This is a genomic window from Campylobacter sp. RM16190, from assembly GCF_012978835.1.
In the GTDB taxonomy this organism is placed as follows: Bacteria; Campylobacterota; Campylobacteria; order Campylobacterales; family Campylobacteraceae; genus Campylobacter_A.
This window is the reverse complement of sequence record NZ_LIWS01000002.1, coordinates 54,506-77,661: the sequence shown is the minus strand read 5'-3', so window position 1 is coordinate 77,661 and position 23,156 is coordinate 54,506. Positions and strand designations below refer to the sequence as shown.

28 protein-coding genes are annotated in these 23,156 nt (G+C 39.9%); 17 read left to right on the top strand and 11 right to left on the bottom strand.

The window, feature by feature from the left end; genetic code table 11:
• Positions 1 to 29: 29 nt before the first annotated feature.
• Complete coding sequence (locus CDOM16190_RS02425; protein WP_170018741.1) at positions 30 to 749, bottom strand: class I SAM-dependent methyltransferase; 720 nt, start codon at positions 747 to 749, stop codon at positions 30 to 32.
• A 54-nt stretch (positions 750 to 803) separates the two neighbouring features.
• On the opposite strand from CDOM16190_RS02425, the gene CDOM16190_RS02420 reads away from it, so the two are divergent.
• Positions 804 to 1,211, top strand: a complete 408-nt coding sequence (locus tag CDOM16190_RS02420) for an acyl-CoA thioesterase (protein WP_170018740.1) — start codon at positions 804 to 806, stop codon at positions 1,209 to 1,211.
• Here the strand turns inward: CDOM16190_RS02420 and CDOM16190_RS02415 are convergent.
• The gene (locus CDOM16190_RS02415) at positions 1,208 to 1,558 is read right to left on the bottom strand and encodes a Fur family transcriptional regulator (protein ID WP_170018951.1); all 351 of its coding nucleotides are present in this window, start codon (positions 1,556 to 1,558) and stop codon (positions 1,208 to 1,210) included. The two genes, CDOM16190_RS02420 and CDOM16190_RS02415, sit on opposite strands and share 4 nt — an antisense overlap.
• 117 nt (positions 1,559 to 1,675) lie before the next feature.
• Between CDOM16190_RS02415 and CDOM16190_RS02410 the strand changes: the two genes are divergently transcribed.
• Genes CDOM16190_RS02410 through CDOM16190_RS02395 form a run of 4 tightly spaced genes read left to right on the top strand, consistent with a single transcriptional unit; the run spans position 1,676 to position 5,569 of the window.
• Complete coding sequence (locus CDOM16190_RS02410) at positions 1,676 to 2,560, top strand: metal ABC transporter solute-binding protein, Zn/Mn family (RefSeq protein WP_170018739.1); 885 nt, start codon at positions 1,676 to 1,678, stop codon at positions 2,558 to 2,560.
• Entirely contained in the window at positions 2,560 to 4,005 is a 1,446-nt protein-coding gene (locus tag CDOM16190_RS02405; protein ID WP_170018738.1) for a HoxN/HupN/NixA family nickel/cobalt transporter, read from the top strand. Before CDOM16190_RS02410 ends, CDOM16190_RS02405 begins: the two co-directional genes overlap by 1 nt.
• Positions 4,002 to 4,778, top strand: a complete 777-nt coding sequence (locus CDOM16190_RS02400) for a metal ABC transporter ATP-binding protein (protein WP_170018737.1) — start codon at positions 4,002 to 4,004, stop codon at positions 4,776 to 4,778. Before CDOM16190_RS02405 ends, CDOM16190_RS02400 begins: the two co-directional genes overlap by 4 nt.
• Positions 4,772 to 5,569 carry a metal ABC transporter permease gene (locus CDOM16190_RS02395; RefSeq protein WP_170018736.1) on the top strand — a complete coding sequence of 266 codons (798 nt, stop codon included), beginning with the start codon at positions 4,772 to 4,774 and terminating at the stop codon, positions 5,567 to 5,569. Before CDOM16190_RS02400 ends, CDOM16190_RS02395 begins: the two co-directional genes overlap by 7 nt.
• Positions 5,570 to 5,611: 42 nt before the next feature.
• Here the strand turns inward: CDOM16190_RS02395 and CDOM16190_RS02390 are convergent, their stop codons facing one another.
• Positions 5,612 to 6,493, bottom strand: coding sequence for a DMT family transporter (locus tag CDOM16190_RS02390; protein ID WP_170018735.1), 882 nt, complete (start codon positions 6,491 to 6,493; stop codon positions 5,612 to 5,614).
• Positions 6,494 to 6,519: 26 nt separating this feature from the next.
• Positions 6,520 to 7,266, bottom strand: a complete 747-nt coding sequence (locus tag CDOM16190_RS02385) for a DUF4197 domain-containing protein (protein ID WP_170018734.1) — start codon at positions 7,264 to 7,266, stop codon at positions 6,520 to 6,522.
• A gap of 215 nt (positions 7,267 to 7,481) precedes the next feature.
• Here CDOM16190_RS02385 and CDOM16190_RS02380 point away from each other — a divergent pair, with 215 nt between their 5' ends.
• Positions 7,482 to 8,060: a manganese efflux pump MntP gene (locus CDOM16190_RS02380; protein WP_169976455.1), complete on the top strand. Its 579-nt coding sequence runs from the start codon at positions 7,482 to 7,484 to the stop codon at positions 8,058 to 8,060.
• Positions 8,061 to 8,103: 43 nt separating this feature from the next.
• Here CDOM16190_RS02380 and CDOM16190_RS02375 read toward each other — a convergent pair whose 3' ends face one another.
• Positions 8,104 to 8,976, bottom strand: a complete 873-nt coding sequence (locus CDOM16190_RS02375; protein ID WP_170018733.1) for a pirin family protein — start codon at positions 8,974 to 8,976, stop codon at positions 8,104 to 8,106.
• Positions 8,977 to 9,165: 189 nt separating this feature from the next.
• Here CDOM16190_RS02375 and CDOM16190_RS02370 point away from each other — a divergent pair, with 189 nt between their 5' ends.
• Positions 9,166 to 9,387: a hypothetical protein gene (locus CDOM16190_RS02370; RefSeq protein WP_170018732.1), complete on the top strand. Its 222-nt coding sequence runs from the start codon at positions 9,166 to 9,168 to the stop codon at positions 9,385 to 9,387.
• A gap of 196 nt (positions 9,388 to 9,583) precedes the next feature.
• Here the strand turns inward: CDOM16190_RS02370 and CDOM16190_RS02365 are convergent, their stop codons facing one another.
• Positions 9,584 to 10,342, bottom strand: a complete 759-nt coding sequence (locus CDOM16190_RS02365) for an exodeoxyribonuclease III (RefSeq protein WP_170018731.1) — start codon at positions 10,340 to 10,342, stop codon at positions 9,584 to 9,586.
• Positions 10,343 to 10,432: 90 nt separating this feature from the next.
• Here CDOM16190_RS02365 and CDOM16190_RS02360 point away from each other — a divergent pair, with 90 nt between their 5' ends.
• Positions 10,433 to 10,792, top strand: coding sequence for a diacylglycerol kinase (locus CDOM16190_RS02360; RefSeq protein ID WP_170018730.1), 360 nt, complete (start codon positions 10,433 to 10,435; stop codon positions 10,790 to 10,792).
• Positions 10,789 to 11,040, top strand: coding sequence for a replication/maintenance protein RepL (locus CDOM16190_RS02355; RefSeq protein WP_170018729.1), 252 nt, complete (start codon positions 10,789 to 10,791; stop codon positions 11,038 to 11,040). Before CDOM16190_RS02360 ends, CDOM16190_RS02355 begins: the two co-directional genes overlap by 4 nt.
• Before the next feature lie 233 nt (positions 11,041 to 11,273).
• On the opposite strand, the gene prfA is transcribed toward CDOM16190_RS02355, so the two are convergent.
• The gene (gene prfA, locus CDOM16190_RS02350; protein WP_170018728.1) at positions 11,274 to 12,341 is read right to left on the bottom strand and encodes a peptide chain release factor 1; all 1,068 of its coding nucleotides are present in this window, start codon (positions 12,339 to 12,341) and stop codon (positions 11,274 to 11,276) included.
• Between the two features lie 14 nt (positions 12,342 to 12,355).
• On the bottom strand, positions 12,356 to 12,628 hold the full coding sequence (gene rpsT / locus CDOM16190_RS02345; RefSeq protein WP_170018727.1) for a 30S ribosomal protein S20: 273 nt from the start codon (positions 12,626 to 12,628) through the stop codon (positions 12,356 to 12,358).
• Between the two features lie 181 nt (positions 12,629 to 12,809).
• Here rpsT and glmM point away from each other — a divergent pair, with 181 nt between their 5' ends.
• The 4 genes from glmM (at position 12,810) to hemJ (ending at position 15,505) form a co-directional block, all read left to right on the top strand.
• A complete protein-coding gene (glmM, locus tag CDOM16190_RS02340; protein ID WP_170018726.1) occupies positions 12,810 to 14,153 on the top strand; it encodes a phosphoglucosamine mutase in 1,344 nt (447 codons plus the stop codon).
• Positions 14,146 to 14,598, top strand: a complete 453-nt coding sequence (gene lspA / locus CDOM16190_RS02335; protein ID WP_170018725.1) for a signal peptidase II — start codon at positions 14,146 to 14,148, stop codon at positions 14,596 to 14,598. The genes glmM and lspA overlap by 8 nt, the downstream gene beginning before the upstream one ends.
• 98 nt (positions 14,599 to 14,696) lie before the next feature.
• Entirely contained in the window at positions 14,697 to 15,059 is a 363-nt protein-coding gene (locus CDOM16190_RS02330; RefSeq protein ID WP_169976473.1) for an NINE protein, read from the top strand.
• Positions 15,060 to 15,070: 11 nt separating this feature from the next.
• Positions 15,071 to 15,505 carry a protoporphyrinogen oxidase HemJ gene (gene hemJ / locus CDOM16190_RS02325; RefSeq protein ID WP_169942910.1) on the top strand — a complete coding sequence of 145 codons (435 nt, stop codon included), beginning with the start codon at positions 15,071 to 15,073 and terminating at the stop codon, positions 15,503 to 15,505.
• Positions 15,506 to 15,538: 33 nt separating this feature from the next.
• Here the strand turns inward: hemJ and proC are convergent, their stop codons facing one another.
• From proC to proB, 3 genes are read right to left on the bottom strand one after another with little or no spacing between them, the layout of a single operon-like run.
• Positions 15,539 to 16,321: a pyrroline-5-carboxylate reductase gene (gene proC, locus CDOM16190_RS02320; RefSeq protein WP_170018724.1), complete on the bottom strand. Its 783-nt coding sequence runs from the start codon at positions 16,319 to 16,321 to the stop codon at positions 15,539 to 15,541.
• A gap of 40 nt (positions 16,322 to 16,361) precedes the next feature.
• Positions 16,362 to 17,609, bottom strand: coding sequence for a glutamate-5-semialdehyde dehydrogenase (locus CDOM16190_RS02315; RefSeq protein WP_170018723.1), 1,248 nt, complete (start codon positions 17,607 to 17,609; stop codon positions 16,362 to 16,364).
• Positions 17,610 to 17,618: 9 nt separating this feature from the next.
• Positions 17,619 to 18,737 carry a glutamate 5-kinase gene (gene proB / locus CDOM16190_RS02310; RefSeq protein WP_170018722.1) on the bottom strand — a complete coding sequence of 373 codons (1,119 nt, stop codon included), beginning with the start codon at positions 18,735 to 18,737 and terminating at the stop codon, positions 17,619 to 17,621.
• A 95-nt stretch (positions 18,738 to 18,832) separates the two neighbouring features.
• On the opposite strand from proB, the gene nhaA reads away from it, so the two are divergent.
• The 4 genes from nhaA (at position 18,833) to CDOM16190_RS02290 (ending at position 23,118) form a co-directional block, all read left to right on the top strand.
• The gene (gene nhaA / locus CDOM16190_RS02305) at positions 18,833 to 20,023 is read left to right on the top strand and encodes a Na+/H+ antiporter NhaA (protein ID WP_170018721.1); all 1,191 of its coding nucleotides are present in this window, start codon (positions 18,833 to 18,835) and stop codon (positions 20,021 to 20,023) included.
• A 140-nt stretch (positions 20,024 to 20,163) separates the two neighbouring features.
• A complete protein-coding gene (locus CDOM16190_RS02300) occupies positions 20,164 to 21,318 on the top strand; it encodes an ABC transporter substrate-binding protein (protein ID WP_170018720.1) in 1,155 nt (384 codons plus the stop codon).
• Complete coding sequence (locus CDOM16190_RS02295; RefSeq protein ID WP_170018719.1) at positions 21,308 to 22,348, top strand: FecCD family ABC transporter permease; 1,041 nt, start codon at positions 21,308 to 21,310, stop codon at positions 22,346 to 22,348. The genes CDOM16190_RS02300 and CDOM16190_RS02295 overlap by 11 nt, the downstream gene beginning before the upstream one ends.
• Positions 22,345 to 23,118, top strand: a complete 774-nt coding sequence (locus CDOM16190_RS02290; RefSeq protein ID WP_211437390.1) for an ABC transporter ATP-binding protein — start codon at positions 22,345 to 22,347, stop codon at positions 23,116 to 23,118. Before CDOM16190_RS02295 ends, CDOM16190_RS02290 begins: the two co-directional genes overlap by 4 nt.
• Positions 23,119 to 23,156: the final 38 nt, after the last annotated feature.

The following is a 23,156-nucleotide window of genomic DNA, read 5'->3' as shown; positions in this document are numbered from 1 at the left end:
TGCTTAATAAATTTCTACTAAATTATAGCCTAAAATACCAAAAGCTTCATTGAAGATGTTACTGTTTCCGTTACTTTTCCATCTTTGCAAATGCTCAAAAGCTCATCTTTTACCTTTTGTTTATTAAATTTGAGATTTCCGATCTCTAAATGCCAGATCATATCTTCATACATTTTTTCAAGACTTATATCCCTTGTTCTCACTTCATTAAAAACATGTGACTTGACAGGAATTTTTAACATATCCAAGTGGTATTCAAAGTAAGGCAATCTCTCGCTCCACTGACGTTCTCCGTAAATTTTATAAAATCTCTCAAGCACACTCGAATGTCTTTGCTTATTCCACCACATAAAAACTCGCTTTTTGCCGGTGCGAATAAATTTATCAAGCCCTTCTATGCTGTTTATCGCCGGACTCATCGTGCTAAAAGCGATATCGTAAATATTATCCTCATTAAAGTCATCCCAACTGCTCTCAACTACTCTTAAATTTGACACACCAAATTTATCAGCATCCTCTCTCATGCACTCAAGCATCTTAGTCGAGAGATCGAGTCCTGTTACGTTTCTACACAAATTTGATAGATACAGAGTATAAACACCTGTTCCGCACCCTACATCTATAAGTGTTTTATCATTAAAATCTATACCAAACTCATCAAGTTTATTAAAAAATCCTCGCTGAAATTCGCTAAGTTCGCCCTCATATCTTGAGTAATTAGCCGCTTTTTTATCCCAAGAGCTCTTCATAAAACCGCCTTTTTAAAAATTTGAGTTACAATTGTATCAAACAAAAGGACAAATATGAGAATTTTTAGCTACAAATTTAAAGTAGGCAAAGAGGCCATAGACATAAACAACCACGCAAACAACGCATACTATCTTGTTTGGATGCAAGAAGCGGCTTTTGCGCACTCAAATTTCGTAGGAGATACGTTTGAAGAGCAGCTTAAAAACAACTCGACTTGGGTTATAAAACGCAACGAAATCGACTATTTGGAGCAAATTTATTTAGGAGATGAGATCGAGATAAAAACATGGACAAAACAGGCTAGAAAAGTTAGTTCAAACAGATTTTACGAATTTATAAAAGACGGCAAGATCATAGCTAAAGCCATAACCACTTACGTATATTTTGACCTTGACAAAAAGCGTCCAAAGGCGATCCCCGATCATCTTGCCAAGCTTTACGGCGAAAATGAGGAAATTTAAAAGCAATCGTCGCAAATTCCTTTTACGACTACGCTTTTAACGTGGCTTTGGTTTAAATTCGGCATATCGATATTTGTCATCTTTCTGCAAACATCACAGACAAAATACGCCTTTGCCTCGCCTGCAAGCTCATAGAAATTTTTGTGGTTGTTTTCGCTTTTTACGATAATGCCTTTAGCTTCAAAAATCTCCATCGAGCGGTAAAATGTCGTTTTATTGGCCTTAATTTTGCTTAGAATTTCATCGTACCCAAGCGGAGTATCGGCGCGAGATAAAATTTCTAAAATTTGCAACCGAAGCGGAGTTGCCTTTATATCGTTTATCCTTAAGAGCTCTTGAGGCGACATCTCATCCTTTCGTTTAATCTCAAAAGCTATCATACTAAAATTTATATAAAAAAGCATTAATTCGCAACTAAGTTGCTTTTGCTATACTTCCCTAAAAATTTTGAAAAAAGGTTTAAAATGAAGAAAATTTTAGCTTTTTTATGTTTTGGCGCGCTTGCATGCTTTGCAAAACCCGTCGTTAGCGTAAGTATATTACCTCAGGAATTTTTCGTAAAACAGATCGCAGGCGACACGGTTGAAGTAAATACCATGGTATCTTTAGGAGCCGATCCTCACACTTACGAGCCAAAGCCAAAGCAGATGAAATCTCTTGAAAACAGCAAACTTTATTTTGCCATAGGCATTGAATTTGAAGAGGCTTGGTTGCCGAAATTTCAGCAGTCGTTTCCAAAGCTTAAATTTATCTTTACTCAAAAAGGAGTAGAGAGAGTGGCGATGCAAGAGCATGAGCATGAAGGACATGAGAAAAAAGAGCATTGCCACGAGCATAACGGCAAGGTTCACTGCCACAGCCACGACGGGCTTGATCCGCACATCTGGCTTGATCCGGTGCTTGTAAAAACTCAGGCTAAAAACATCCTAAACGGACTTGTTAGAGTTTTTCCCGAGCACAAAGAGCTTTATAACGCAAATTACGAGAAATTTCTCGTTAAGCTAGACGAGCTTGACAAATTCATCAAAGATAAGCTTGCAAATCTTAAGAACCGCGAATTTATCGTGTATCACCCATCTTGGGGATACTTTGCAAAGCGCTATGATTTAGAGCAAATTTCAATCGAAGTTGAGGGCAAAGAGCCAAAGCCTGCAGAGCTTGCAAACCTCATCAAGGAGGCAAAAGAGCACGGCGTAAAGGTCATCTTCGTAGCGCCTCAGTTTTCTAAAAAATCGGCGAATTTAATCGCAAAAGAAACGGGCGCAAAAGTAGTTGAGATAGATCAGCTCCCGCTTGATTGGGAGGCTGAGCTTAAAAAGACAGCAGAAATTTTCGCCAAGAGTCTTTAATGATGAAATTTGGGCGCATACTGGCCGCACTTACGCTTTTTGCGTCCATTGCCTACTCGTGTGCGCTTTGTGCACTTTACACACCCACAGCTCATGCGCAGATCAAATTTGACGCATGGAGCGACACGCTTAAAACAGCTACGATAACATGGACGTTTTCAGAAAATTTCACCGAGCTAACTATGCAAGGATACGACGAGGACGCCGATAAAAAGCTAAACGAAAAAGAAGCTTGGAATGTCCAAAAGTCCTTGCTTGACTACATCGTGCCGCGCGGGTATCTTACTACAGTTAGCTTTTATGACGGTGAGAGTGCGAGCGAAAATTTATTCGTCAAAACAAAGAGCCAGCGCGTTTATATCGAAGAAAACAGGCTAAATTTCGAGTATGTTTTGGAGCTAAATTTAGAAATTTTGCCTCGCCGTGTGGTTGTGTTTGAGATAATCGATCGCGAAGGATTTTTTAACTTCAAAATCGCAAATAACGAGCCTTACAGGATAACCGAATCCATTTTCATAGTGCCAAATTCAAATTTAAACACCGTGTTTTTTGAGATGAGCGAGCAAAAACCTAAAATTTCAAACAAAGACAAGCCTGAGCTTAGCTCGCTTGTAAAAAACAAAAATTTAGAAGAGATCGATGCAATAGACGAAGCGAAATTTAACTCTCTTGCTAGAACTACGATAGGATTTTTAGACAGACTAAAAGAGCTCATCAAAGAAAACTCAACCGCATTTGAAGCCTCAAAATTTGCCCTCATTATGCTTTTTAGCTTCATCTACGGCTTTTTACACGCAGCGGGTCCTGGGCATGGCAAACTGCTTACGACTTCATATTTTGCCGCAAGCGGAGGCAGCTACTTAAGAGCTTTTGCATTTTCGCTTAAGATCGGCATTTTGCATGTGCTTGGCGCGCTCATGTTGGTTTGGATTACCATGAGTTTGCTTGAAAGTTTTGCGGCAAACGTAGCAAATTCCGCTGCAAATTTGACAACTAAAATTTCAGCCCTGATCATCATGGCGATCTCTGCTTATATGATATTTACGAAGCTAAAATCGCTCAAGCCAAAAGTTCATAACTACAAATTTAGCCCTCACAAATCAGACTGCGGATGTGCGGCTTGTAAAGCAATGGAAGTTAAGCCAAAGAGTCTAAACGAGTGGTTTGTAGCGCTTGCAGCCTCGCTTGTGCCGTGTCCCGGCACCATCATAGTCTTCATACTTGCATTTAGTCTAAACAGCTGGTTTATAGGCGTGATGAGCGGCGTTTTTATGGCGCTTGGTATGAGCCTAGTTATATTTATCGCAGCGGTCTTTGGCACAAAGGTAAATGCGCTCTCAAAATATAAAAATTTAAAAATTTACTGCGAATTTCTAGCTCTTTTAGTGATGTTTGGATTGGGAGCTTTTGTGTTTTTTATCGCGGGTAGGATATCGGTTTTATGAACGGAGTTAAGATAGAGAATTTATCGTTTGGATACGATGAGAATTTGATATTTGAAAAGATAAATTTAAGCTATGATATCAAGGATTTTCTAGCTATCATAGGTCCAAACGGCGGGGGCAAATCAACCCTACTTCGCCTTATGCTAGGGCTTTTAAGACCTAAAAGCGGCGAGATAAAGATATTTGATAAAAACCCTAGCAAGGTTAGCAAAACCATAGGATACGTCCCTCAAAACATCTTCATAAACGCGAATTTTCCGATGAGGGTTTTAGAAGTGGTGCTTATGGGGCGAATCGATAGGAAAATTTTCGGCTTTTACACAAAGAACGATAAATCAGAAGCGATGAAAGCGCTTGAAAAAGTCGGCATGAGCGAGTTTGCAAACTCTCGCATAGGCGAGCTCTCAGGCGGTCAAAGACAACGAGTTTATATCGCAAGAGCGCTTTGTGCAAAGGCTAAAATTCTCATGCTTGATGAGCCGACAGCAAGCATCGACACCAAGGGGCAAGCTGCGATTTACAGCCTGCTTAGCGAGATAAACAAAGAAGGAATCGGTGTCATCTTGATAAGCCATGACGTAAATATCGCACTTAGCTTCGCTACGAAAGTTGCTTACGTAAATCACAAAATTCACATGCACGACATTGCGCCCGATCGTTCAAAGCAGGAATTTATCACTCATCTTGCAAGAGAGCATAAGCATTTTTGCGATGTCGAGATCGCGCTTAAAGAGTGCGGCTGCAAGAGCTTAGACAAAGGGCAAAAATGCTAGAAGCGCTAAATTTGGAATTCATGCAAAACGCCCTTATGGCAGGGCTTTTAGTAAGTATCGCATGCGGAGTTATCGGCTCGCTTGTAGTTATAAATCGCATGGTTTTCATCGCCGGCGGCATAGCGCACGGAGCTTACGGCGGACTTGGGCTGGCGTTTTACTTTTCGCTTGAGTCGCTTCTTGGAGCAAGCGGATTTGCGATATTTCTAGCACTCCTGATAGCTACTATCACGCTAAACGATAAGAGCAAAATGGACTCGGTCATTGGCGCACTTTGGGCGTTTGGAATGGCGTTTGGCATTATCTTAATCGATCTAACGCCCGGATACAACGTAGATCTCATGAGCTATCTTTTTGGCTCGATTTTAGCGGTGCCCGATAGCGATTTAGCCTTTATGGCGGCGGTTGATTGTGTCATCTTGCTTATAGTTACGCTGCTTTACAGGCAGTTTGAAGCCCTTAGTTTTGATGCGGAATTCGCCAAACTTCGCGGAGTAAAAACCACGCTTTTATACTATGTGCTAGTCTGCATGATGGCGCTAAGTGTCGTGATGACGATACGCGCAGTGGGGCTTATCTTAGTCATCGCGCTTCTTACCATACCGCCTTATATAGCGCAAAATTTTTCTAAACGCCTTGGCGCAATGATGCTAAACGCCACTCTCATATCGGCTGCGTTTTGCATATCGGGGCTTTGGCTTAGCTTTGAGGCGAACTTAACAAGTGGAGCGAGCATAATCCTTATAGCCTCAATCTGCTTTTTTATATTTACGGCTATAAATAGACGCTAAATTTGGTTATTTTTAAAATTTGCGCTTGTAAGATAACGAAATTTAAGCTTTTTGACTCTTGTAATAGCTTCCCACTTCACTGATTATAATTCCAAAAAGTATAAGCAAAGCTCCTAAAATCTGCCACGAGCTTAAAATTTCCCCGCCAACAAAATACCCAAAAAGCCCCGCACTAACAGGCTCAAAAGTAAAGATAAGAGCGGTTTTCATAGGAGTTGTGTAGCGCTGCATCGCCGACTGAACAAAAAATGCAAAGACAGTCGCAAACACCGAAGTTATGATAACAGCTTTAAAAAATGCATAATTAGCCACAGGCAAAACGCTATGCGTATCAAAAACAAGAGCCGCAAAAAGACATAGGGCGGTTACTACCAAAAACTGCATGCAAACCATCTGATAAAGCTCGCATTTGCGCACAAAAACGCCCGTAAATATGATATGAACAGAATAAGCAACGGCACAAAGCACGGATAGAATTTCACCTCTGCCAAACCCAAGCTCGCTATCGCTTAGCAAATACAGCCCAAAAGCCGATAAAAAGGCTCCCATAAACGAATAAACATAGACTTTTTGCCTAAAAAACAGAAATACTATAAAAGGCACAAAAACTACATTTAATCCCGTGATAAAAGCGACGGTCGAGCTAAAAGTGTATTTAAGAGCAAAGGTTTGAAGCGCAAAGCCCGCAAACAAAAACACGCCTAACAAAGAGCCGAATTTAAGAGAATTTAGATCAAATTTCTTAACAAACTTAATCGAAATCAAACCCATTAGCAGAGTTGAGATTAAAAATCTCCAAAACAAAATGACAAAAACGCCGTTGCTCTTAAGCGCTTCAGCCATCGGCAAAAACGTCACGCCCCACACGACGGCAACGACTACAAGAGCAAGATCGGCGCCAAATTCCTTTATCTTTTTCGTCATCTTATGAGCTTAAATTTGAACTAAAATTATTTAAAAATATTTTCAATAGCTTTTTTGCCGTAACCCACAGGATCGCTTCTAAGCGACTTTTCGTTTTCGCTCATCACTTTAAATAGCCCATCAAGCGTCTTTCTCGTGATGTATCCGTTTAGATCCTCGCCATCGTTTGTTACATATTCGCCCATACCAAGGCTTGAGGCAACCGATTTAACCGACTTCATGCTCTCCGAGCCGCCAAGAGAATTTTTTACAAATGAATTTAGCCCGTTATAAGCGGTTGCAAAGCTGTTTTGACTCATCATCTTTTCAATGATCGGCTTAAATATCTTTTCAAGCTCCTTGCTTGAATTTTGTTGCAAAAATTTACTAAAGCTATCATTTCCACCGTTCATGATCTTTTTGACATCGCTTTCACTCATGTTTTTTATAGTTTTTGAAAAGACATCGGCAGCTCCGGGAACTGCGCTACTTGCGGCTTTGTTTATAGAAGTAACCAGCTCGTTTGCCCACTTGTCGCCGCCAACTTTCTTTGCCAAATTTGCAGCCGTTTGCAAGCTTGGCGGAAGCGGAATTTTAGCCGTGGCGTTTTTTATAAATCCGTCATTTGAAAGCTCTTTTACGGCATACTCAAGAGCCGAGCTTACCATGCTTTTATAATCGCTCTTTGTAGAGGCTTGATTTACGGCTTTAAGCCCGTCTCCAACCATCTTACCCCAATCAGTACCAAAAGCGCTTAAAGCAAAAAATAGTGCCAAAATCACGATTTTTTTCATAATAATATCCTTTAAATTTAACCCTGCAAGCATAAATTAGGCTTGGCAAGTAGATAAAATGATATTAAATTTTGGCTTTTCATCACTTGAAATTTATCTTTATACGCTAAATTTGCGCTCATAAAATATCAAATTTTAATTCCGTCAAATAAAGCCGAATTTTAATCTTAAAAAAATTAGTTTTAATGTAAAATTAGCCTTTTTCAGGAGAATTTATGGAGCTTTTATTATTAGCTTTCGCCCTTGCCATGGATAGCGTAGCGCTCAGTATCGCAAGCGGTGCAAAATGCCGCGCATTAACCGTTTCGGGGGTCATTAAAGTCTCTTTTATATTTGGCTTTTTTCAAGCTCTTATGCCCTTTTTGGGATATTTTTTAGGGCTAACCTTCGTAAGCTTCATAGCTTCCATAGATCATTTTGTCGCATTTGGCATACTTTCATTTTTGGGTATCAAGATGATACTTGAAGCAAGAGAGCATAAAGACGAAGCCTGTTTAAATGACCTAGGACTAAAAGTCCTAACCATAGGCGCAATAGCCACGAGCATCGACGCGCTGGCTGTCGGAGTGACGTTTAGCTTTGAGAATATAGACATCATTTATACTAGTATTTTGATAGGATCTATCTGCTTTATACTATGCGTTTTGGCGTGTTATGCGGGGAAATTTTTAGGTATAGTTTTAGAAAAAAAGGCTCTTATTTTAGGCGGAGTTATACTCATAGGCATAAGCGTAAAAATTCTCATCACCCATCTTTTAGACCATGGGTTCTTGGCTCATTTAAAGCCGTTTTGATTTTACGCTTACTATTTTATAACTCCGCGCTAACAGCTCGAATTTAGCCTATGCTACCGAATTTTCCGCTGTTATAATCATCAATAGCTTGGCGAATTTCATCTTTTGTATTCATCACAAACGGTCCGTATCCGACAATAGGCTCATCTATAGGTTCTCCCGAAAGAAGCAGGATTTTTACATCTTGTCCGACTGCCTTTACTCTCACTTCACCGTCGCCTTTTTCAAAATTTACCAGCTGAGCCTCGCCCGCTCTTTCATTGCCGTTAAAAACAGCTTCTCCGCGCAAAACAACCATAGAAAGTGAGTGTGAAGCAGGTACGTTTATAACCGCTTCTTTGCCGGAATTTATAATAACGTCCCAAACATTCATCGGCGTAAATGTGCTCGCCGCTCCGCTTACTCCATCAAATTCGCCAGCTATGATCCTTGCTTGTCCCGCACCGTCTGCAAATTTGATCACAGGGATTGCTTGGCGCGATAAGTGCTGGTATTTTGCGGGAGTGTTTTTATGCTTTTTAGGTAAATTTACCCAGAGCTGAACCATCTCAAAAAGTCCGCCCGAACGGCTAAAATCCAAAGAGTGAAACTCCTCGTGCACTATACCCGCACCCGCCGTCATCCATTGCACGTCGCCCGATTTTATAACTCCGCCGCCACCACTTGAATCCTTATGTGCAACCTCGCCGCTATAAGCTATCGTTACGGTCTCAAATCCTTTATGCGGATGGTGTCCGACTCCTCTTGGAAAGTCCGTTAAATTCGGTTTAAAAACCTGAGGCGCAGCGTAATCAAGCATCAAAAACGGATCAGTGCCGCGATCTTCGCCCATGTGGCTAAAAAGCGGCTGAACCAAAAATCCGTCTCCGACCCAATGTGCACTATTTGATTTGTAAATTTTATTAACTTTTCTCATTTTTTATCCTTTATTTTATTTAAAATTGCGGTATTTTAATGCAGTCTCGTTAATATATTATTTAAAATCGGTAAATAAAAATTAAGATTATTAATCCAAACTTAAACAACTCTATTTATTAACACATATCTATAAAATTTCACCAAATTTGAATATAATTGTAAAAATTTAAGCGCAAAAAGGCTCGAAATGTTTAATTTTATATTCTCTTGGAAGTGCTATTTCTTACTTTTGATAATAGGAGTTGGCGGATATCTCGCCGTGCCATACCTTGACGCGGCAGGCGCTCACAATGAAACGATAGAAGTGTTTAAGATACTAACTATGGCTATGGTAATGGGCATTGCCATATACCTGCTACTTGCGATTTGGGTAATACTTTTTAAAACTATCAGATCCTCAAGCAACTAGTTTATATCAAAGCGTCTTTTTTAAAAGCCATATATTTGGATACGAATTTAAAATTTGATATGAATTTTCAAGCTCTTTGCGTTTAGAGCTAAATTTAACTTGCCCGATTAAATTTAGCCGACTAGTTAGCCAAACTAGGAGTTTAATCCTTACTAAATAAATAAAAGCAATGCGAATTTATAAAAACGAAAAACGATTAAATTTCTATTTCAATTCCCACGGGGCAATGATCGCTTCCCGTTATATCACTAAGTATAAATGCGTCTTTAAGGCGATCTTTAAGGCTTGCCGAAATGAAAAAATAATCAATCCTCCAGCCGACATTTTTAGAGCGAGCGTTAAATCTATAGCTCCACCACGAATAAGCACCCTCTTTATCGCCGTGAATTTGCCTAAAAGTATCTATAAATCCGTGCTTTATAACCTCATCTATCCACGCTCGCTCAATCGGCAAGAAGCCCGAGGTCTTAGAATTAGCCTTTGGATTTTTAAGATCTATCTCGCGGTGAGCGGTATTTACATCACCACAAAATATCACGTCCTTACCCTCACGCACAAGTTCGTTGCAGTAGGCTAGAAATTTCGCATAAAAATCCATCTTGTAAGCAAGTCTTTCATCATCCTTTTGCCCGTTTGGAAAGTAGATATTAAAAAGCACGATATTACCAAACCTATGCTCCAAAACTCGCCCCTCATCGTCGTTAAAAAACTGCGATTTTAGAGTAGCTACCGGAAACTTACTAAGACTCATTACACCCGAATACCCTGCTCTGACGGCCGAATTTACGCTCACATCGCTAAATCCGAGCTTATAAATCTCGCTAGGCACATCAGCTTCTTTTACTTTTATCTCTTGAAGCCCTAAGAAATCGGGCTTATACTCATCAATCCAACTAAATCCGTCTTTGCTTGCGACCGCGCGAAGTCCGTTTACGTTCCATGAAATCAGTTTCAAATTCAGTCCTTTTTAATTGCAATTATACGCACTCAACCTAAATTTAAGAGTCTATTTTGATATAATTATTCAAAAATTTAAAGTCTAAAATTGAGAAATCAACCAAAATACAAATTCTTTAAAAATTGGAGTTACGCGATCGCAGGACTAAAGGAAATTTTTAAAAACGAAAGCAGTTTTAGGCTTGAAATTTATATATTTTTGCCCGCTTTTATCTCTCTTTTGTTTTGGAATTTTGGCGCGATTTTAAATTTATTTTTGACTTTTAGTATGGTTTTGGTTTTGGTTTGCGAGTGCATAAACTCCGCTATTGAGCGTATAGTGGATCTTGCAAGCCCTGAAATTCATCCTCTAGCAGGCGCGGCAAAAGACGCGGGAAGCGCTGCGGTAATGATATGCAACACGCTTTGTGCAGGAGTGTGGATATATGCGATTTGGGATAAATTTTGAACTCGCTTGAAAGAGAAATCTTTGGCACTTTAATCGGCGAAAAGAAATTTGAGATAATTGAGTTTTTTATCCAAAATTTAGATGAAAACGGATTTATAAATTTCACAATTGCAGAAATTTGCAATGCTACAAATTCAAGCAAACCAACAGTCATAGAAACGATAAAACTACTTGAAAATAGAAAAATTTTTAAGCGAGTAAAAAACGGAGTTTATGCGTTTAAGAATTTAAAATTTAATGATTTTTGATTTTAGTTTGCCTGAGATTAAAATTTACTTATATTAACTAAATGCAACCAGTCTGAACTTAATAAGCACAAATTTATATTTACTCTTAATCTAATCAAATTTTAGCTGATTGCCTCAAAAAGGGCGCAAAACAAACTTAAATTTACATCTATCTTATATGCCTATTTATGATTTTTGTATCGTAACAATGCAAATATATATAAGCTTAAAAGGATAATAGTATAAATTTGATATTATAACCCGGCGGCAGCTATAGCTTCGGCTTGATGATGAGCGATAAGAGGCTCTATTATCTCGTCAAAAAGCCCACCCGCCATGATCGCATCTAAACGATAAAGAGTTAAGTTTATACGGTGATCGCTTATGCGATTTTGCGGGAAGTTATAGGTGCGAATTCGACCGCTTCTATCTCCTGTGCCTACTTGACTCTTGCGCTCGCTAGTCTCTTTTGCGAGGCGCTCGGCCTCTTGCATCTCATAAAGTCTAGCTTTAAGCACTTTCATCGCAGCCTCTTTGTTTTTATGCTGGCTTTTTCCGTCCTGGTTTGTTACGACAAGTCCTGTTGGGATATGTGTGATACGCACGGCACTATCGGTTGTATTTACGCTTTGTCCCCCGTGTCCCGAGCTTCGCATAACGTCGATTCTTAAGTCGTTTGGATTTATCTCTATCTCGCTATCTTCAACTTCAGGCATGATTGCGACAGTAACGGCCGAAGTATGGACTCTGCCCTGACTTTCAGTCTCCGGCACACGCTGAACCCTATGTGTTCCGCCTTCGTATTTTAGCCTTGAATATGCGCCGTTTCCTTTTACGAGCAATATTATCTCTTTAAACCCGCCTGTATTGCCCTCGCTTTGGCTTACTACTTCAAATTTGTATCCGCGAAGTTCCGTATAGCGCACATAAGCGTTAAAAAGATCGCCTACAAATAGTGCCGCCTCATCTCCACCGGTTCCTGCACGAATTTCAAGAAAGATATTTTTATCGTCGTTTGGATCTTTTGGAAGCAGAAGTATTTTTATCTCTTCTTCAAGCTCGGCTTTGCGCATTTCAAGGCTCTTTAGCTCATCTTTAGCAAGCTCGCCAAGCTCGTCGTCATCAAGTAAAAGTTTGTTTTCGTCAATGTCGGCTAAAATTTGCAAATACTCTTTAGAAGCATTTCTGATATCTTCTATACTTGATTGCTCTTTGGAGAGCTTGGTCATATTTGCGATATCTTGAGTAATTGAAGGATCGCTTAGCAGACGAGAGAGTTCGTCATAGCGATCCAAAAAAGGCTGGAGTTTGTCGGCTAACATTTAAATTTTAGTTATTAAGCAGCTGCGTTTAGAGTATTTACAAGCTTCGCCAAGCGTCCAACACGGCGTGAAGCTGTTTGTTTTTTCAAAAATCCTTTGCTTACAAAGCTGTGTAGGCTTTTATTTGCCTCTTTTAATGCATTTAGTGCAGCTTCTTTATCACCGGCTTCAACAGCTACACGCACAGCTTTTGTTATGTTTTTAAGTCTTGTGCGATAAAATCTGTTTCTCTCTGTTCTTTTTATCGTCTGTCTAGCTCTTTTTTCAGCAGATTTATGGTTTGCCATAATATACCTTTTTCATAATTTTAGTCCGTGATTATATAAAATTTAGTTTTAAATAGCGCTTAATTTAAGTGAAATTTAAAGCAGTCAAAATTCACGTATTTAAATTTGTGAAATTTTGATAGAATACAACAAATTTTATCATAGATAAGGCAAAACAGCCTTTAAATCATGAAGGATAAATATGAAACTATTCGGTACCGACGGAGTTAGAGGCAAGGCGGGAGCAAAGCTATCTGCGCAAACTTCCATGAGGCTAGCGATGGCTGCTGGAATTTATTTTCGTAAATTTGCTCAAGTTACTAATACCATCTTGCTTGGCAAAGACACTAGAAGAAGCGGATATATGATAGAAACAGCTATCGTTGCGGGGCTTACCGCGGTCGGCTATAACGTGCGCCAGATCGGCCCTATGCCCACACCTGCGATTGCGTTTTTAACCGAAGATATGCGCTGTGATGCCGGCATAATGATAAGCGCGAGCCACAATCCATACTACGATAACGGCATCAAATTTTTTGATAAACACGGCAACAAACTAACCCAAGATGCCGAAGCCGAGATAGAAAAAATTTATTTTGACGATGAGTTAATCGCTCAAAGCCAAAAACATATGCTTGAAATCGGCGCTTCAAAGAGAATTGACGACGTTATCGGTCGCTACATCGTTCATATCAAAAATTCCTTTCCGAAATCTTTGACTTTGCACGGAATAAGAGTCGTTTTAGATGTAGCAAACGGCGCTGCTTACAGAGTGGCTCCGACGATATTTAGCGAGCTTGGAGCTGAAATCATCGTGATAAACGATGAGCCAAACGGAAGCAACATAAATCTAAACTGCGGCGCGCTCTATCCGCAAAATTTAGCAAGCGAAGTCGTGAAATTAAGAGCTGATATCGGACTTGCTTTTGACGGGGACGCCGATAGGCTTGTCGTGGTTGATGAAACGGGTGAAGTGGCAAACGGAGACGCGCTTCTTGGCGTACTTGCGATGTATCTTCATAAAAACAAAGCACTAAAAGGTGGCGGAGTGGTAGCAACCGTGATGAGCAACGCCGCACTTGAAGACTACCTTACAAAGCATAAAATAAAGCTGCTTCGCGCAAACGTAGGCGATAAATACGTACTTGAGATGATGCAAGAAAACGGCATAAATTTTGGCGGCGAACAAAGCGGACATATAGTCTTTTCAGATTACGCCAAAACAGGCGATGCGCTCGTTGCTGCGATGCAGTTTATCGCTTGCATGCTAACTCAAGGCAAAAAAGCAAGCGAAATTTTAAGCGAGATCAAGCCATATCCGCAAATTTTACTAAATTTAAAAGTCGCGGACAAAAAACCTCTTGAGAGTATAGAAGGACTAAAAGCGCTCGAAGAAAATCTCAGAAAAGACGGAATCAGACCTTTATTTAGATACTCGGGAACCGAAAATTTAATCCGCCTTCTGCTTGAAGGAAAATGCCCCGACAAAGTGCAAAAACGAATGGACGAAGTGGAAAAATTCTTCACCAAAGCTCTAAATGCCTAGAGTTTTCATTAAATTTTTTATAGCTTTTTTTGTCGTTTTTGTAGCCGATCAGCTCGTTAAGCAAATTTTCTTAAACGGCTTTACCTGGCAGGGAGAATACTTCTCTTTGGTGCTTGCGTTTAACAAAGGCGTTGCCTTTTCTATGTTTGCAAGCCTTGGCGAGTGGCTTAAATTCATCCAAGTAGCTCTTATCGCAGTGGTTTTAGCATATCTTGTCTGGCAAAAAGAGATTTTAAAAGATCATACCATAGCCATTGGAATTTTGCTTGGTGCGGGTAGCTCTAACCTACTTGATCGCTTCGTGCACGGCGGAGTTGTGGACTATGTTTATTGGCATAAGTGGTTTAGTTTTGCTATTTTTAACCTTGCAGATGTTATGATTGATGTTGCGGTTTGTATTATCTTGTGGCAAAGCTTTAAAAAGCCAAAAAATAGCGGCAAATGAAAGCCGAGCGGGTACTAGCAAACCGGTAAAGTCGCATTTAAATTTTATAAATTTGATGCAAATTCGCTTAAATTTATAAAACTTAAAAAGGATGAAAAATGGGAAATAACGTATATATCGCTTATGCGCTTTGGCTGTTTTGCGGCTGGTTCGGGGCGCACCGTATATATCTTGGCAAATTTATCAGCGGATTTTTTATGATGACGCTGTTTTTTATGGGCTCGATGACATATTGGATACTGATAGGTTGGCTGTTTTGGCTGATTTGGGGTATCTGGTGGCTGTTTGATATATATCTTACGGGTGTTTATGTGGAGAAAAATTTGCAAAAAGATGAACTTAAACACGAGCTTAAAAAGCAAGATCTTGAAGCTCAGCTCAAAAGGCTTTATGAGCTTTACGAAGAAGGCAGGATAAGCAAAGCCGAATTTGAAGCTAGAAAAGAAATTTTATTTAGATAAAAGGAGAATAAATGGCGGAATACTATAATCTCATTAAGTATTTTCACTACTTGGCGTTCATATCGTGGATGGCTGTGTTGTTTTATCAACCGCGCCTATACGTATATCACGCAGAACACATGGATAAACCCGACTTCGTAAAAGTAGTTGAGGTTCAAGAGTATAAGATGTATCACTATGTGGGCTGGGTTTCTATCATCGGCACGTTTTTAACTGGAATTTTGATACTTGTGGCAATACCTGACCTGCTTAAAAGCGGATATGTGCATGTAAAGCTTACCGTAGTCGTGCTGCTGGCGATATACCATCTTGATCTTGGCAGATACATGAAACTACTTCGCGAAAAACGCTGTAACAAATCAGGCATGTTCTTTCGCGCATACAACGAGGTGCCTACTATAGCCATGGTCATCATTATCTGGATGATGGTCTATAAACCGTTTTAAATTTGACTCGATTTTCGAGTCAAATTTAAGCTATTAAGCTCTAGACTTCCTGGCTGCGGTTCTAACAGCATCAATTAGAGCAGAGCGAATTCCGTGCTCTTCAAGCACTCTTAAAGCCTCTATCGTAGTTCCTGATGGCGAACAAACCTCATCTTTTAACTGTGCAGGGTGTTTGCCTGTTTTAAGAATCATATCAGCACTTCCTGCTACGCTAGCCGCTATTATTTCATAAGCCTTAGCTCTGGGCATCCCTTCTAACACTCCTCCATCGGCAAGCGCTTCTATAAACATAAAAACATAGGCCGGTAAACTTCCTGCGATAGCGGTAAATACCGGGATTAGCTTCTCTTCTATCTCGTGAGTAGTTCCAAAACTTTGCAAAACTTTAAGCACACTCATGCGCTCATTTTCATTTAAATTTTCATTAAAACAAACCGCAGTTACACCCTTACCTATAGCCGCGGGAGTATTTGGCATAGTTCGCACTATCTTTTTATCAGACCCTAAAATCTCAGAAACCATCTCTATAGTAAAATTTGGTGCAACGGTAACGATAATTTGATTTTTGACATCTTTTTTTATTAAATTTAGCACACTTTCATAGCCGTTTGGTTTAATGGCAAGCACGATAATGTCTGAATTTTGAACTATTTTACGCTCACTATCAAGAGGAGTTATGCCAAATTTAAACTTTAAATTCTCATTTTTACTTCTATCATAAACAAAAATTTCACTTAAACTACAAATTTTAGAGTTTGTAATGGCGGCTATCATCGCTGATGCCATATTTCCTCCGCCGATAAATCCTAATTTCATATCAATCCTTTCAATTATGCTAAAAATTGCGCATACTAAACTAACGAATTTGTCCGCTTCCTCGCACAATATATTTCGTAGTTGTTAGCTCTCTAACCCCCATCGGTCCTCTTGCATGTAGCTTTTGAGTAGAGATTCCTATCTCTCCACCAAAGCCAAATTCCCCGCCGTCGCTAAATCTAGTGGATGCATTTGCATAGACGACCGCGCTATCTATCTCGTTTAAAAACTTCTCTATATTTTCGTAATTCTCGCTTAAAATACTATCTGAATGTCCGCTTGAATGAGAATTTATATACTCTATCGCCTCATCTACTCCGCTTACCATCTTTACGGTCAAGATAAGATCTAAAAACTCTGCTCCAAAATCATCATCGCTAGCAAGCTTTACATTATCAAATCCATCATAATTTTCAAAAAGCAAATCTTGCAAACGGATTTGAACATTATCAAGCTCACTAATTAAATTTGGCAAAATTTTATCCACCACACTATTATGAAGCAATACGCACTCTACGGCATTACAAACACTTGGACGCTGAGTTTTGGCATTTTTGATTATCTTTACGGCAATATCTAAATTTGCACTCTCATCCACATAGATATGACACACTCCTGCGCCGGTTTCGATGACCGGAATCGTTGCGTTTTGCACGATAAATTCTTTGAGATTTTTGCCGCCTCTTGGTATCAAAACATCTATAAATTCGTGCATCTTTATCATCTGATTTACCGCTTCGCGATCCATTGATTCAATCAGTTGAACTGCAAATTTTGGAAGATTAAATTTTGCCCCAACCTCGTTAAATAAATTGACTAGAAATTTATTTGAATTTATCGCATTTGCAGAGCCTCTTAAGATGACAGAATTTGAGCTTTTAAGAGCTAAGGCAGCTGCGTCTATGGTTACATTTGGCCTAGACTCATAAATGATACCTACGACACCCAAAGGCACGCGGATTTTAGAAATTTGCATGCCGTTTTTATGCCTCCATCCATCTAAAATCTCGCCGATAGGATCTGTAAAATTAGCCAGCTCTATCACACCTTGAGCCATAGCCTCTATCCTAGCATCACTTAATGTTAAGCGATCAAGCAAAGCAGGGGTTAAGCTGGCCTTTTTTCCGCTTTCGATATCAAGCAAATTAGCCTTTTTTATCTCATCTTTTTTCAATAAAATTTCATTTGCAACAGCTCTTAACATCCGATTTTTATCTTCGCTTTTAAGGCTCAAAAGCTCTCTGCTGGCAGCTTTTGAGTTTTTAGCAATTTTTAAAATTTCATCCATACCACCCTCCTAAACTAGCAGCAAATTATCAATATGCACGACATCATCGTCATATTTATGCCCTAAAATTTCCTCTATCTCCTCGCTCTTTCTGCCCTTTATTAACATAATTTCACTTGAAGAGTAATTGCTAATGCCCTTTGCTATAAGCTCGTCTTTACTGTTTAAAATTTCGACTATCTGACCGCGCTCAAATTCTCCGCTAATTCCTTTTATGCCTACACTTAATAGACTCTTACCGTTTTTTAGCGCTTTAGCTGCACCCTCATCGATAATTATTGTGCCTTTTTTGCTTGTGCCATATCCCAGCCAATACTTACGCGAACTAATCTTCTTGTCCTGCCTTAAAAACAGAGTTCCTATCTCCTCGCCTTTAACGGCTCTTATTATATTTTCAGGATTTTCGCCATTTACGATTATCAAATTTGTGCCTATTTTAGTAGCCATTTGAGCGGCTATTATCTTGGTTATCATGCCACCTGTGCCAAATTTACTCCCCTCACCCTGAGCCATATTTTTAATATCTTCATTAATATCTTCAACTAATTTTATAAATTTAGCATCCTTATGAACATTTGGATTTTTATCGTATAGTCCGTCTATATCGCTTAAAATTATTAACAAATCAGCATCTATAAGTCCAGATACAAGAGCGCTTAAGGTATCATTATCACCAACTTTTAATTCATCGCTTACGACAGGGTCGTTTTCATTTATAATAGGAATTATGTTTTTAGATAAAAGTGTGCCGCATACGTTTCTAGCATTTAGATATCTATTTCTATCGCTAAAATCACCTCTGGTTAGAAGCAGCTGAGCTATAGTCTTGCCATGCGCCCAAAATAAAATTTGATACAAATGTATTAAGGCAACCTGTCCTACCGATGCCAAAGCCTGCTTCTCATTTAGTGTCTTTGGGCGCTCATTTATATTAAGCTCTCCCATTCCTGCACCAACGGCCCCGGAGGTCACAAGAGCCACCTCAAAGCCCTCATCCGCAAGGCTGGCTATGCTTGCTACTATGCGCTTAATCTTCTCTTCGTTTAGTTTGCCGCTAGATTTAGTAAGAGTAGATGTGCCTACTTTGATCACAACTCTTTTGATATCTTTTAATGCTTTTCTACTCATTTTTTGCCTTAAATTTTAAAAAAATTATATCCAAAAAAGCCTTATTTTAATTTTTTAATGTTAATATAAAAGATTAAAAAAACCAGGAGGCAATAATGAGTGGAATTAAGAGCGGAATAAAGAAATTTCTGCAACATCAAGCCAGTTCCGGCATTATATTGATGATCGCTACAGTACTTGCGCTAATTTGTCAAAATACTTTTTTAAGTCATTTTTATAATGAATTTTTACGTACTCCTTTTAGTGTAAGTTTTGGTGAATATGGTCTAAATAAGCCGTTAATTCTTTGGGTTAATGACGGACTTATGGCGGTATTTTTCTTTCTAATCGGACTTGAGCTAAAACGCGAGGTTATAGAAGGTGAGCTAAGAGATCCTGCTCAAATAGGACTTCCTATCATAGGTGCTGTTGGCGGTGTTATATTACCGGCTATAATATTTTGGATGTTTACTAAAGATGATAGTTTTGCACTTAGAGGATGGGCTATACCTACAGCTACGGATATAGCATTCGCTCTTGGAATTTTGAGCCTGCTTGGTTCAAGAGTGCCGACCAGCCTCAAAGTATTTTTGATGACTTTAGCCATTATAGACGACCTCTGTGCTATCGTTATTATCGCTTTATTTTACACAAGTAAACTAAGTTTAGCCTCCCTGCTTATATCGGGAAGCTGTCTAGTAGTGCTATTTGCACTAAATAAGCTAGGGGTTAAAAGCAAAATAGCCTTTTTGGTCGTTGGCCTAATTCTGTGGGTAAGTGTGTTAAAATCAGGTGTTCACGCAACTATAGCAGGCGTTGTGGCGGCATTTTTCATACCTCTTAGCTTTAAAGATGAACCAAACCATTCAATGCTAAAAAATATAGAGCATGATCTTCATGGCTGGGTAGCATTTGCTATCTTGCCTATATTTGCATTCGTAAACGCAGGAGTTTCACTTAAAGGCATAGATATAGGACACATCTTATCGCCTGTGCCTCTTGGTACTATTCTTGGACTATTTATAGGTAAGCAAATCGGAGTATTCAGCTTTAGCTTCATGGCTATAAAATTTGGATTTGCAGGGCTACCAGATAAGGCAACTTACAAGCAGCTATACGGAGTAGCGATACTATGTGGAGTCGGTTTTACTATGAGTCTATTCGTAAACGGACTAGCATACCACGACTCTGACGCATTTGCACACACAGACAAGTTAGCTATTTTACTAGGCTCATTCATATCAGGCATTATAGGCTACATAATGCTTAGGTTCACAACTAGCGCAAATACAAACAATAATGACTAATCTAAACCTGCCAAAAATGGCAGGTTTACTCAGATTATAAATAACACAAATAATAAATCAATATTCTTAAATAATATTAAATATTTTTTTATCATACTTTGGCTACTATTTTGATATTTCAAAATAAAGGAGCGCTTTTGATGAAGTTTTTCATTTCTATTTTAATGATTTTTAACCTAGCATTTGCTAAAGATTTTTTAGTAAAAGATATGCGCGGTGTAGAGGTAAAGATCGCTGAACCGCTTACGAAGATAGCGACTATCGATGATGGCTTTGTCGAAGGCGTCATGACGCATCTTGGCGTGATTGACAAGGTTAAGGTTATCGGCTCTTGGTCGATGAAAAGAGACTACAAATACTCCTTCACAAGGCGCTCGGGCGAGAGTTACACGCTTCGCGGCTGGAACACGATGAAGTATCTTCACCCTTGGCTTGATGAGCTAACCTGCATAAATTCACCGCAAGGAAACGTGATAAACTTTGAAAATTTAGCCAACGAAAATCCGCAGCTAGTCATTCTTCGCGTCGGAGACTGCACGCTTAGAGGCTCAAACAAAGACGCGGTTGAAAAGACAATATCGACCATAGAAGCCCTTGGGCTTCCGCTTGTAGTGATTTACGCTCCTCAAGGGGCTGAAATTTCGACCATGAAAGAGGAGATGAGAGTTCTTGGCGACGTGTTTAATCAAAGGCAAAAGGCGCTTAAGCTATTTGAATATCTTGACAGCACTCAAAAGCTCATCGAAGAGCGAACAGCCAAGCTAAAAGAGAGCGAAAAAGTAAGCATGCTTTATATGGGGCTTAATCCAAACGTCCGCAAAAACGGCGGTATGGCGACAGCTTACGGAGTAAATACGCCTGAATCTTTCATCATACAAAATGTCGCAGGTGCTAAAAACGCATTTACGGGCGATGGCACAAACGTGATCTTAAGCACTGAGCAACTTTACGCGATAGATCCTGATGTGATCGTGCTTCCTACATCAAACGGCTATCACCCTGCAAGCGAGCTTCTAGACTCTCCTGACTTTGAAAAGCTTGGCGAGCTAAAAGCGGTGCAAAACAAGCGCGTATATGCGATGCCTTGGTCGCCGATGAACTGCGCTAGACGCGTCGAATACCCTATCGACATGCTAATCATCGCAAAAGCTGCGTATCCAAAGCTATTTAGTGACATAAAGGTTCATGAGCTCGTGCTTAAATTTTACAAGGACGTTTACGGCGTAGATGAAGCTACGGCTAAGGCGCTAAGAAGCGAGCAAATTTTAGACTGGACCGTGGAAGATGACTTCTAGCGAGCATGCTAAGTCTAAATTTGAATCAAAATATGTATTTTTAATATTTCTCGTCGCGATACTTGCCGTTTGCATGGTCGCGGCACTCATGCTTGGGGATTATAAAATTTCCGTCAGCAAGATAATCGGCGTGCTTGGACTTAAGCTTTTTGATTTGGAGGCTTCGGGCATAACAAAGATGGATCAGATCGTAGTTTTTGATATCAGAATGCCTCGAATTTTAACCGCAGCCATCATCGGCTTTGCACTATCAAACGCAGGTGCCGTGTATCAAGCCTGTTTTAGAAATCCGCTTGTTGAGCCGTTTATCCTTGGAGCTAGCTCGGGAGCTGCGCTTGGAGCGGCATTTGGGATCATATTTGCTGGATTTTTCCTAAGCATAACGGCAAGCGCGTTTATGTTTTCGCTTTTGGCGGTATTTTTATCATACACATTAGCGCGAAACGGCGGCATAGTGCCTGTGGTGGGGCTCATACTTTCAGGCGTGATCGTAGGCTCGATATTTTCCGCAGGTGTTTCTATTATCAAGTATGTAAGCGAGGATGCGCAACTTCGCGAGATAACGTTTTGGATGATGGGTGGCTTATACTATTCCAAATGGGACGCGCTTGGCGAAATTTTAGCAGTCGTTGCGGTGTGTTTTGCGGTTTTAAGCGCGCTTTCTTGGAAGCTAAATTTGCTCTCTTTAGGGGATAATCAAGCAAAAAGCCTCGGTATAAATCCCGAAAAATACAAATTTATCTTTATCGTCATAGCCACGCTTATGACGGCAACCTGCGTGGCAAATGTCGGTATAATCGCTTGGATAGGGCTTATCATGCCGCATGTGGCAAGACTTCTAATAGGACCCGATAACCGCTGGGTGCTACCGATAGCTGGGCTTTTGGGCGCGATTTATCTGCTTATCTGCGACACTTTAGCGCGCACGATAACGATGGCTGAAATTCCCGTTGGCATCATCACTTCGCTTGTAGGCGCGCCGTTTTTGATAGTGCTTTTAAGAAGCAAGGCAAAGGAGCTTTTAAAATGAGTTTTTCAAATATGCTTGAAGCTAAAAATTTATCGTTTAGTTATGGGGATTTTGCGCTTAAAAATATAAATTTAAGCGTTAAAAGAGGCACGATCTGCGGACTGCTTGGAGCAAACGGAAGCGGTAAGAGCACATTTTTTAACTGCTGCATGAATTTTTTAGAGCCTAAAGAGGGGGAGATCCTTATCAATTCGCAAAGCTCAAACCGCAAGGACTCATCTTGGCTAGCTAAAAATATCGCTTACGTAGCTCAAAATTTGGAGCTAAATTTCCCGTTTTACGCAAAAGATATCGTGCTCATGGGGCGCTCTCCTCACATAAAAAGCATATTTGGTCCAAGCAAAAAGGATAAGCAGATAGTGCGCGAGGCGATGGAATTTATCGGTATATCAGAGCTTGCCGATAAGCGCATGAGCGAACTTAGCGGCGGGCAGCGCCAGCTTGTATTTATCGCGCGTGCTTTGGCGCAAGAGACACCTTTGATGCTACTTGATGAGCCCACATCCGCGCTTGATTTTAAAAACCAAATTTTGCTTTGGAAAATTCTGCAAAAGATCGCAAGCGAGGGCAAAACGATCATGATATGCACGCATGAGCCAAACCATATATTATGGTTTTGCGATGAGGTCGTGGCGTTCGACAAAGGCGAAGTAGTCGCCACAGGCAAGGTAAAAGATATCATAAACAATGAGTTTTTAAAGCGAATTTACGGCGATACTTGCAAATTTAAAAGCCTTGAAGAGCGCGATATAATATTTCCGAATTTATGATTTTAACTTCTAAATAGATACAATTGGCTTTAAATTTA

Bases quoted from the DNA above. Each gene is read 5' to 3' on its own strand.
- CDOM16190_RS02425 (WP_170018741.1), bottom strand. From the start codon at position 749: ATGAAGAGCTCTTGGGATAAAAAAGCGGCTAATTACTCAAGATATGAG.
- CDOM16190_RS02420 (WP_170018740.1), top strand. From the start codon at position 804: ATGAGAATTTTTAGCTACAAATTTAAAGTAGGCAAAGAGGCCATAGAC.
- CDOM16190_RS02415 (WP_170018951.1), bottom strand. From the start codon at position 1,558: ATGTCGCCTCAAGAGCTCTTAAGGATAAACGATATAAAGGCAACTCCG.
- CDOM16190_RS02410 (WP_170018739.1), top strand. From the start codon at position 1,676: ATGAAGAAAATTTTAGCTTTTTTATGTTTTGGCGCGCTTGCATGCTTT.
- CDOM16190_RS02405 (WP_170018738.1), top strand. From the start codon at position 2,560: ATGATGAAATTTGGGCGCATACTGGCCGCACTTACGCTTTTTGCGTCC.
- CDOM16190_RS02400 (WP_170018737.1), top strand. From the start codon at position 4,002: ATGAACGGAGTTAAGATAGAGAATTTATCGTTTGGATACGATGAGAAT.
- CDOM16190_RS02395 (WP_170018736.1), top strand. From the start codon at position 4,772: ATGCTAGAAGCGCTAAATTTGGAATTCATGCAAAACGCCCTTATGGCA.
- CDOM16190_RS02390 (WP_170018735.1), bottom strand. From the start codon at position 6,493: ATGACGAAAAAGATAAAGGAATTTGGCGCCGATCTTGCTCTTGTAGTC.
- CDOM16190_RS02385 (WP_170018734.1), bottom strand. From the start codon at position 7,266: ATGAAAAAAATCGTGATTTTGGCACTATTTTTTGCTTTAAGCGCTTTT.
- CDOM16190_RS02380 (WP_169976455.1), top strand. From the start codon at position 7,482: ATGGAGCTTTTATTATTAGCTTTCGCCCTTGCCATGGATAGCGTAGCG.
- CDOM16190_RS02375 (WP_170018733.1), bottom strand. From the start codon at position 8,976: ATGAGAAAAGTTAATAAAATTTACAAATCAAATAGTGCACATTGGGTC.
- CDOM16190_RS02370 (WP_170018732.1), top strand. From the start codon at position 9,166: ATGTTTAATTTTATATTCTCTTGGAAGTGCTATTTCTTACTTTTGATA.
- prfA (WP_170018728.1), bottom strand. From the start codon at position 12,341: ATGTTAGCCGACAAACTCCAGCCTTTTTTGGATCGCTATGACGAACTC.
- rpsT (WP_170018727.1), bottom strand. From the start codon at position 12,628: ATGGCAAACCATAAATCTGCTGAAAAAAGAGCTAGACAGACGATAAAA.
- glmM (WP_170018726.1), top strand. From the start codon at position 12,810: ATGAAACTATTCGGTACCGACGGAGTTAGAGGCAAGGCGGGAGCAAAG.
- lspA (WP_170018725.1), top strand. From the start codon at position 14,146: ATGCCTAGAGTTTTCATTAAATTTTTTATAGCTTTTTTTGTCGTTTTT.
- CDOM16190_RS02330 (WP_169976473.1), top strand. From the start codon at position 14,697: ATGGGAAATAACGTATATATCGCTTATGCGCTTTGGCTGTTTTGCGGC.
- hemJ (WP_169942910.1), top strand. From the start codon at position 15,071: ATGGCGGAATACTATAATCTCATTAAGTATTTTCACTACTTGGCGTTC.
- proC (WP_170018724.1), bottom strand. From the start codon at position 16,321: ATGAAATTAGGATTTATCGGCGGAGGAAATATGGCATCAGCGATGATA.
- CDOM16190_RS02315 (WP_170018723.1), bottom strand. From the start codon at position 17,609: ATGGATGAAATTTTAAAAATTGCTAAAAACTCAAAAGCTGCCAGCAGA.
- proB (WP_170018722.1), bottom strand. From the start codon at position 18,737: ATGAGTAGAAAAGCATTAAAAGATATCAAAAGAGTTGTGATCAAAGTA.
- nhaA (WP_170018721.1), top strand. From the start codon at position 18,833: ATGAGTGGAATTAAGAGCGGAATAAAGAAATTTCTGCAACATCAAGCC.
- CDOM16190_RS02300 (WP_170018720.1), top strand. From the start codon at position 20,164: ATGAAGTTTTTCATTTCTATTTTAATGATTTTTAACCTAGCATTTGCT.
- CDOM16190_RS02295 (WP_170018719.1), top strand. From the start codon at position 21,308: ATGACTTCTAGCGAGCATGCTAAGTCTAAATTTGAATCAAAATATGTA.
- CDOM16190_RS02290 (WP_211437390.1), top strand. From the start codon at position 22,345: ATGAGTTTTTCAAATATGCTTGAAGCTAAAAATTTATCGTTTAGTTAT.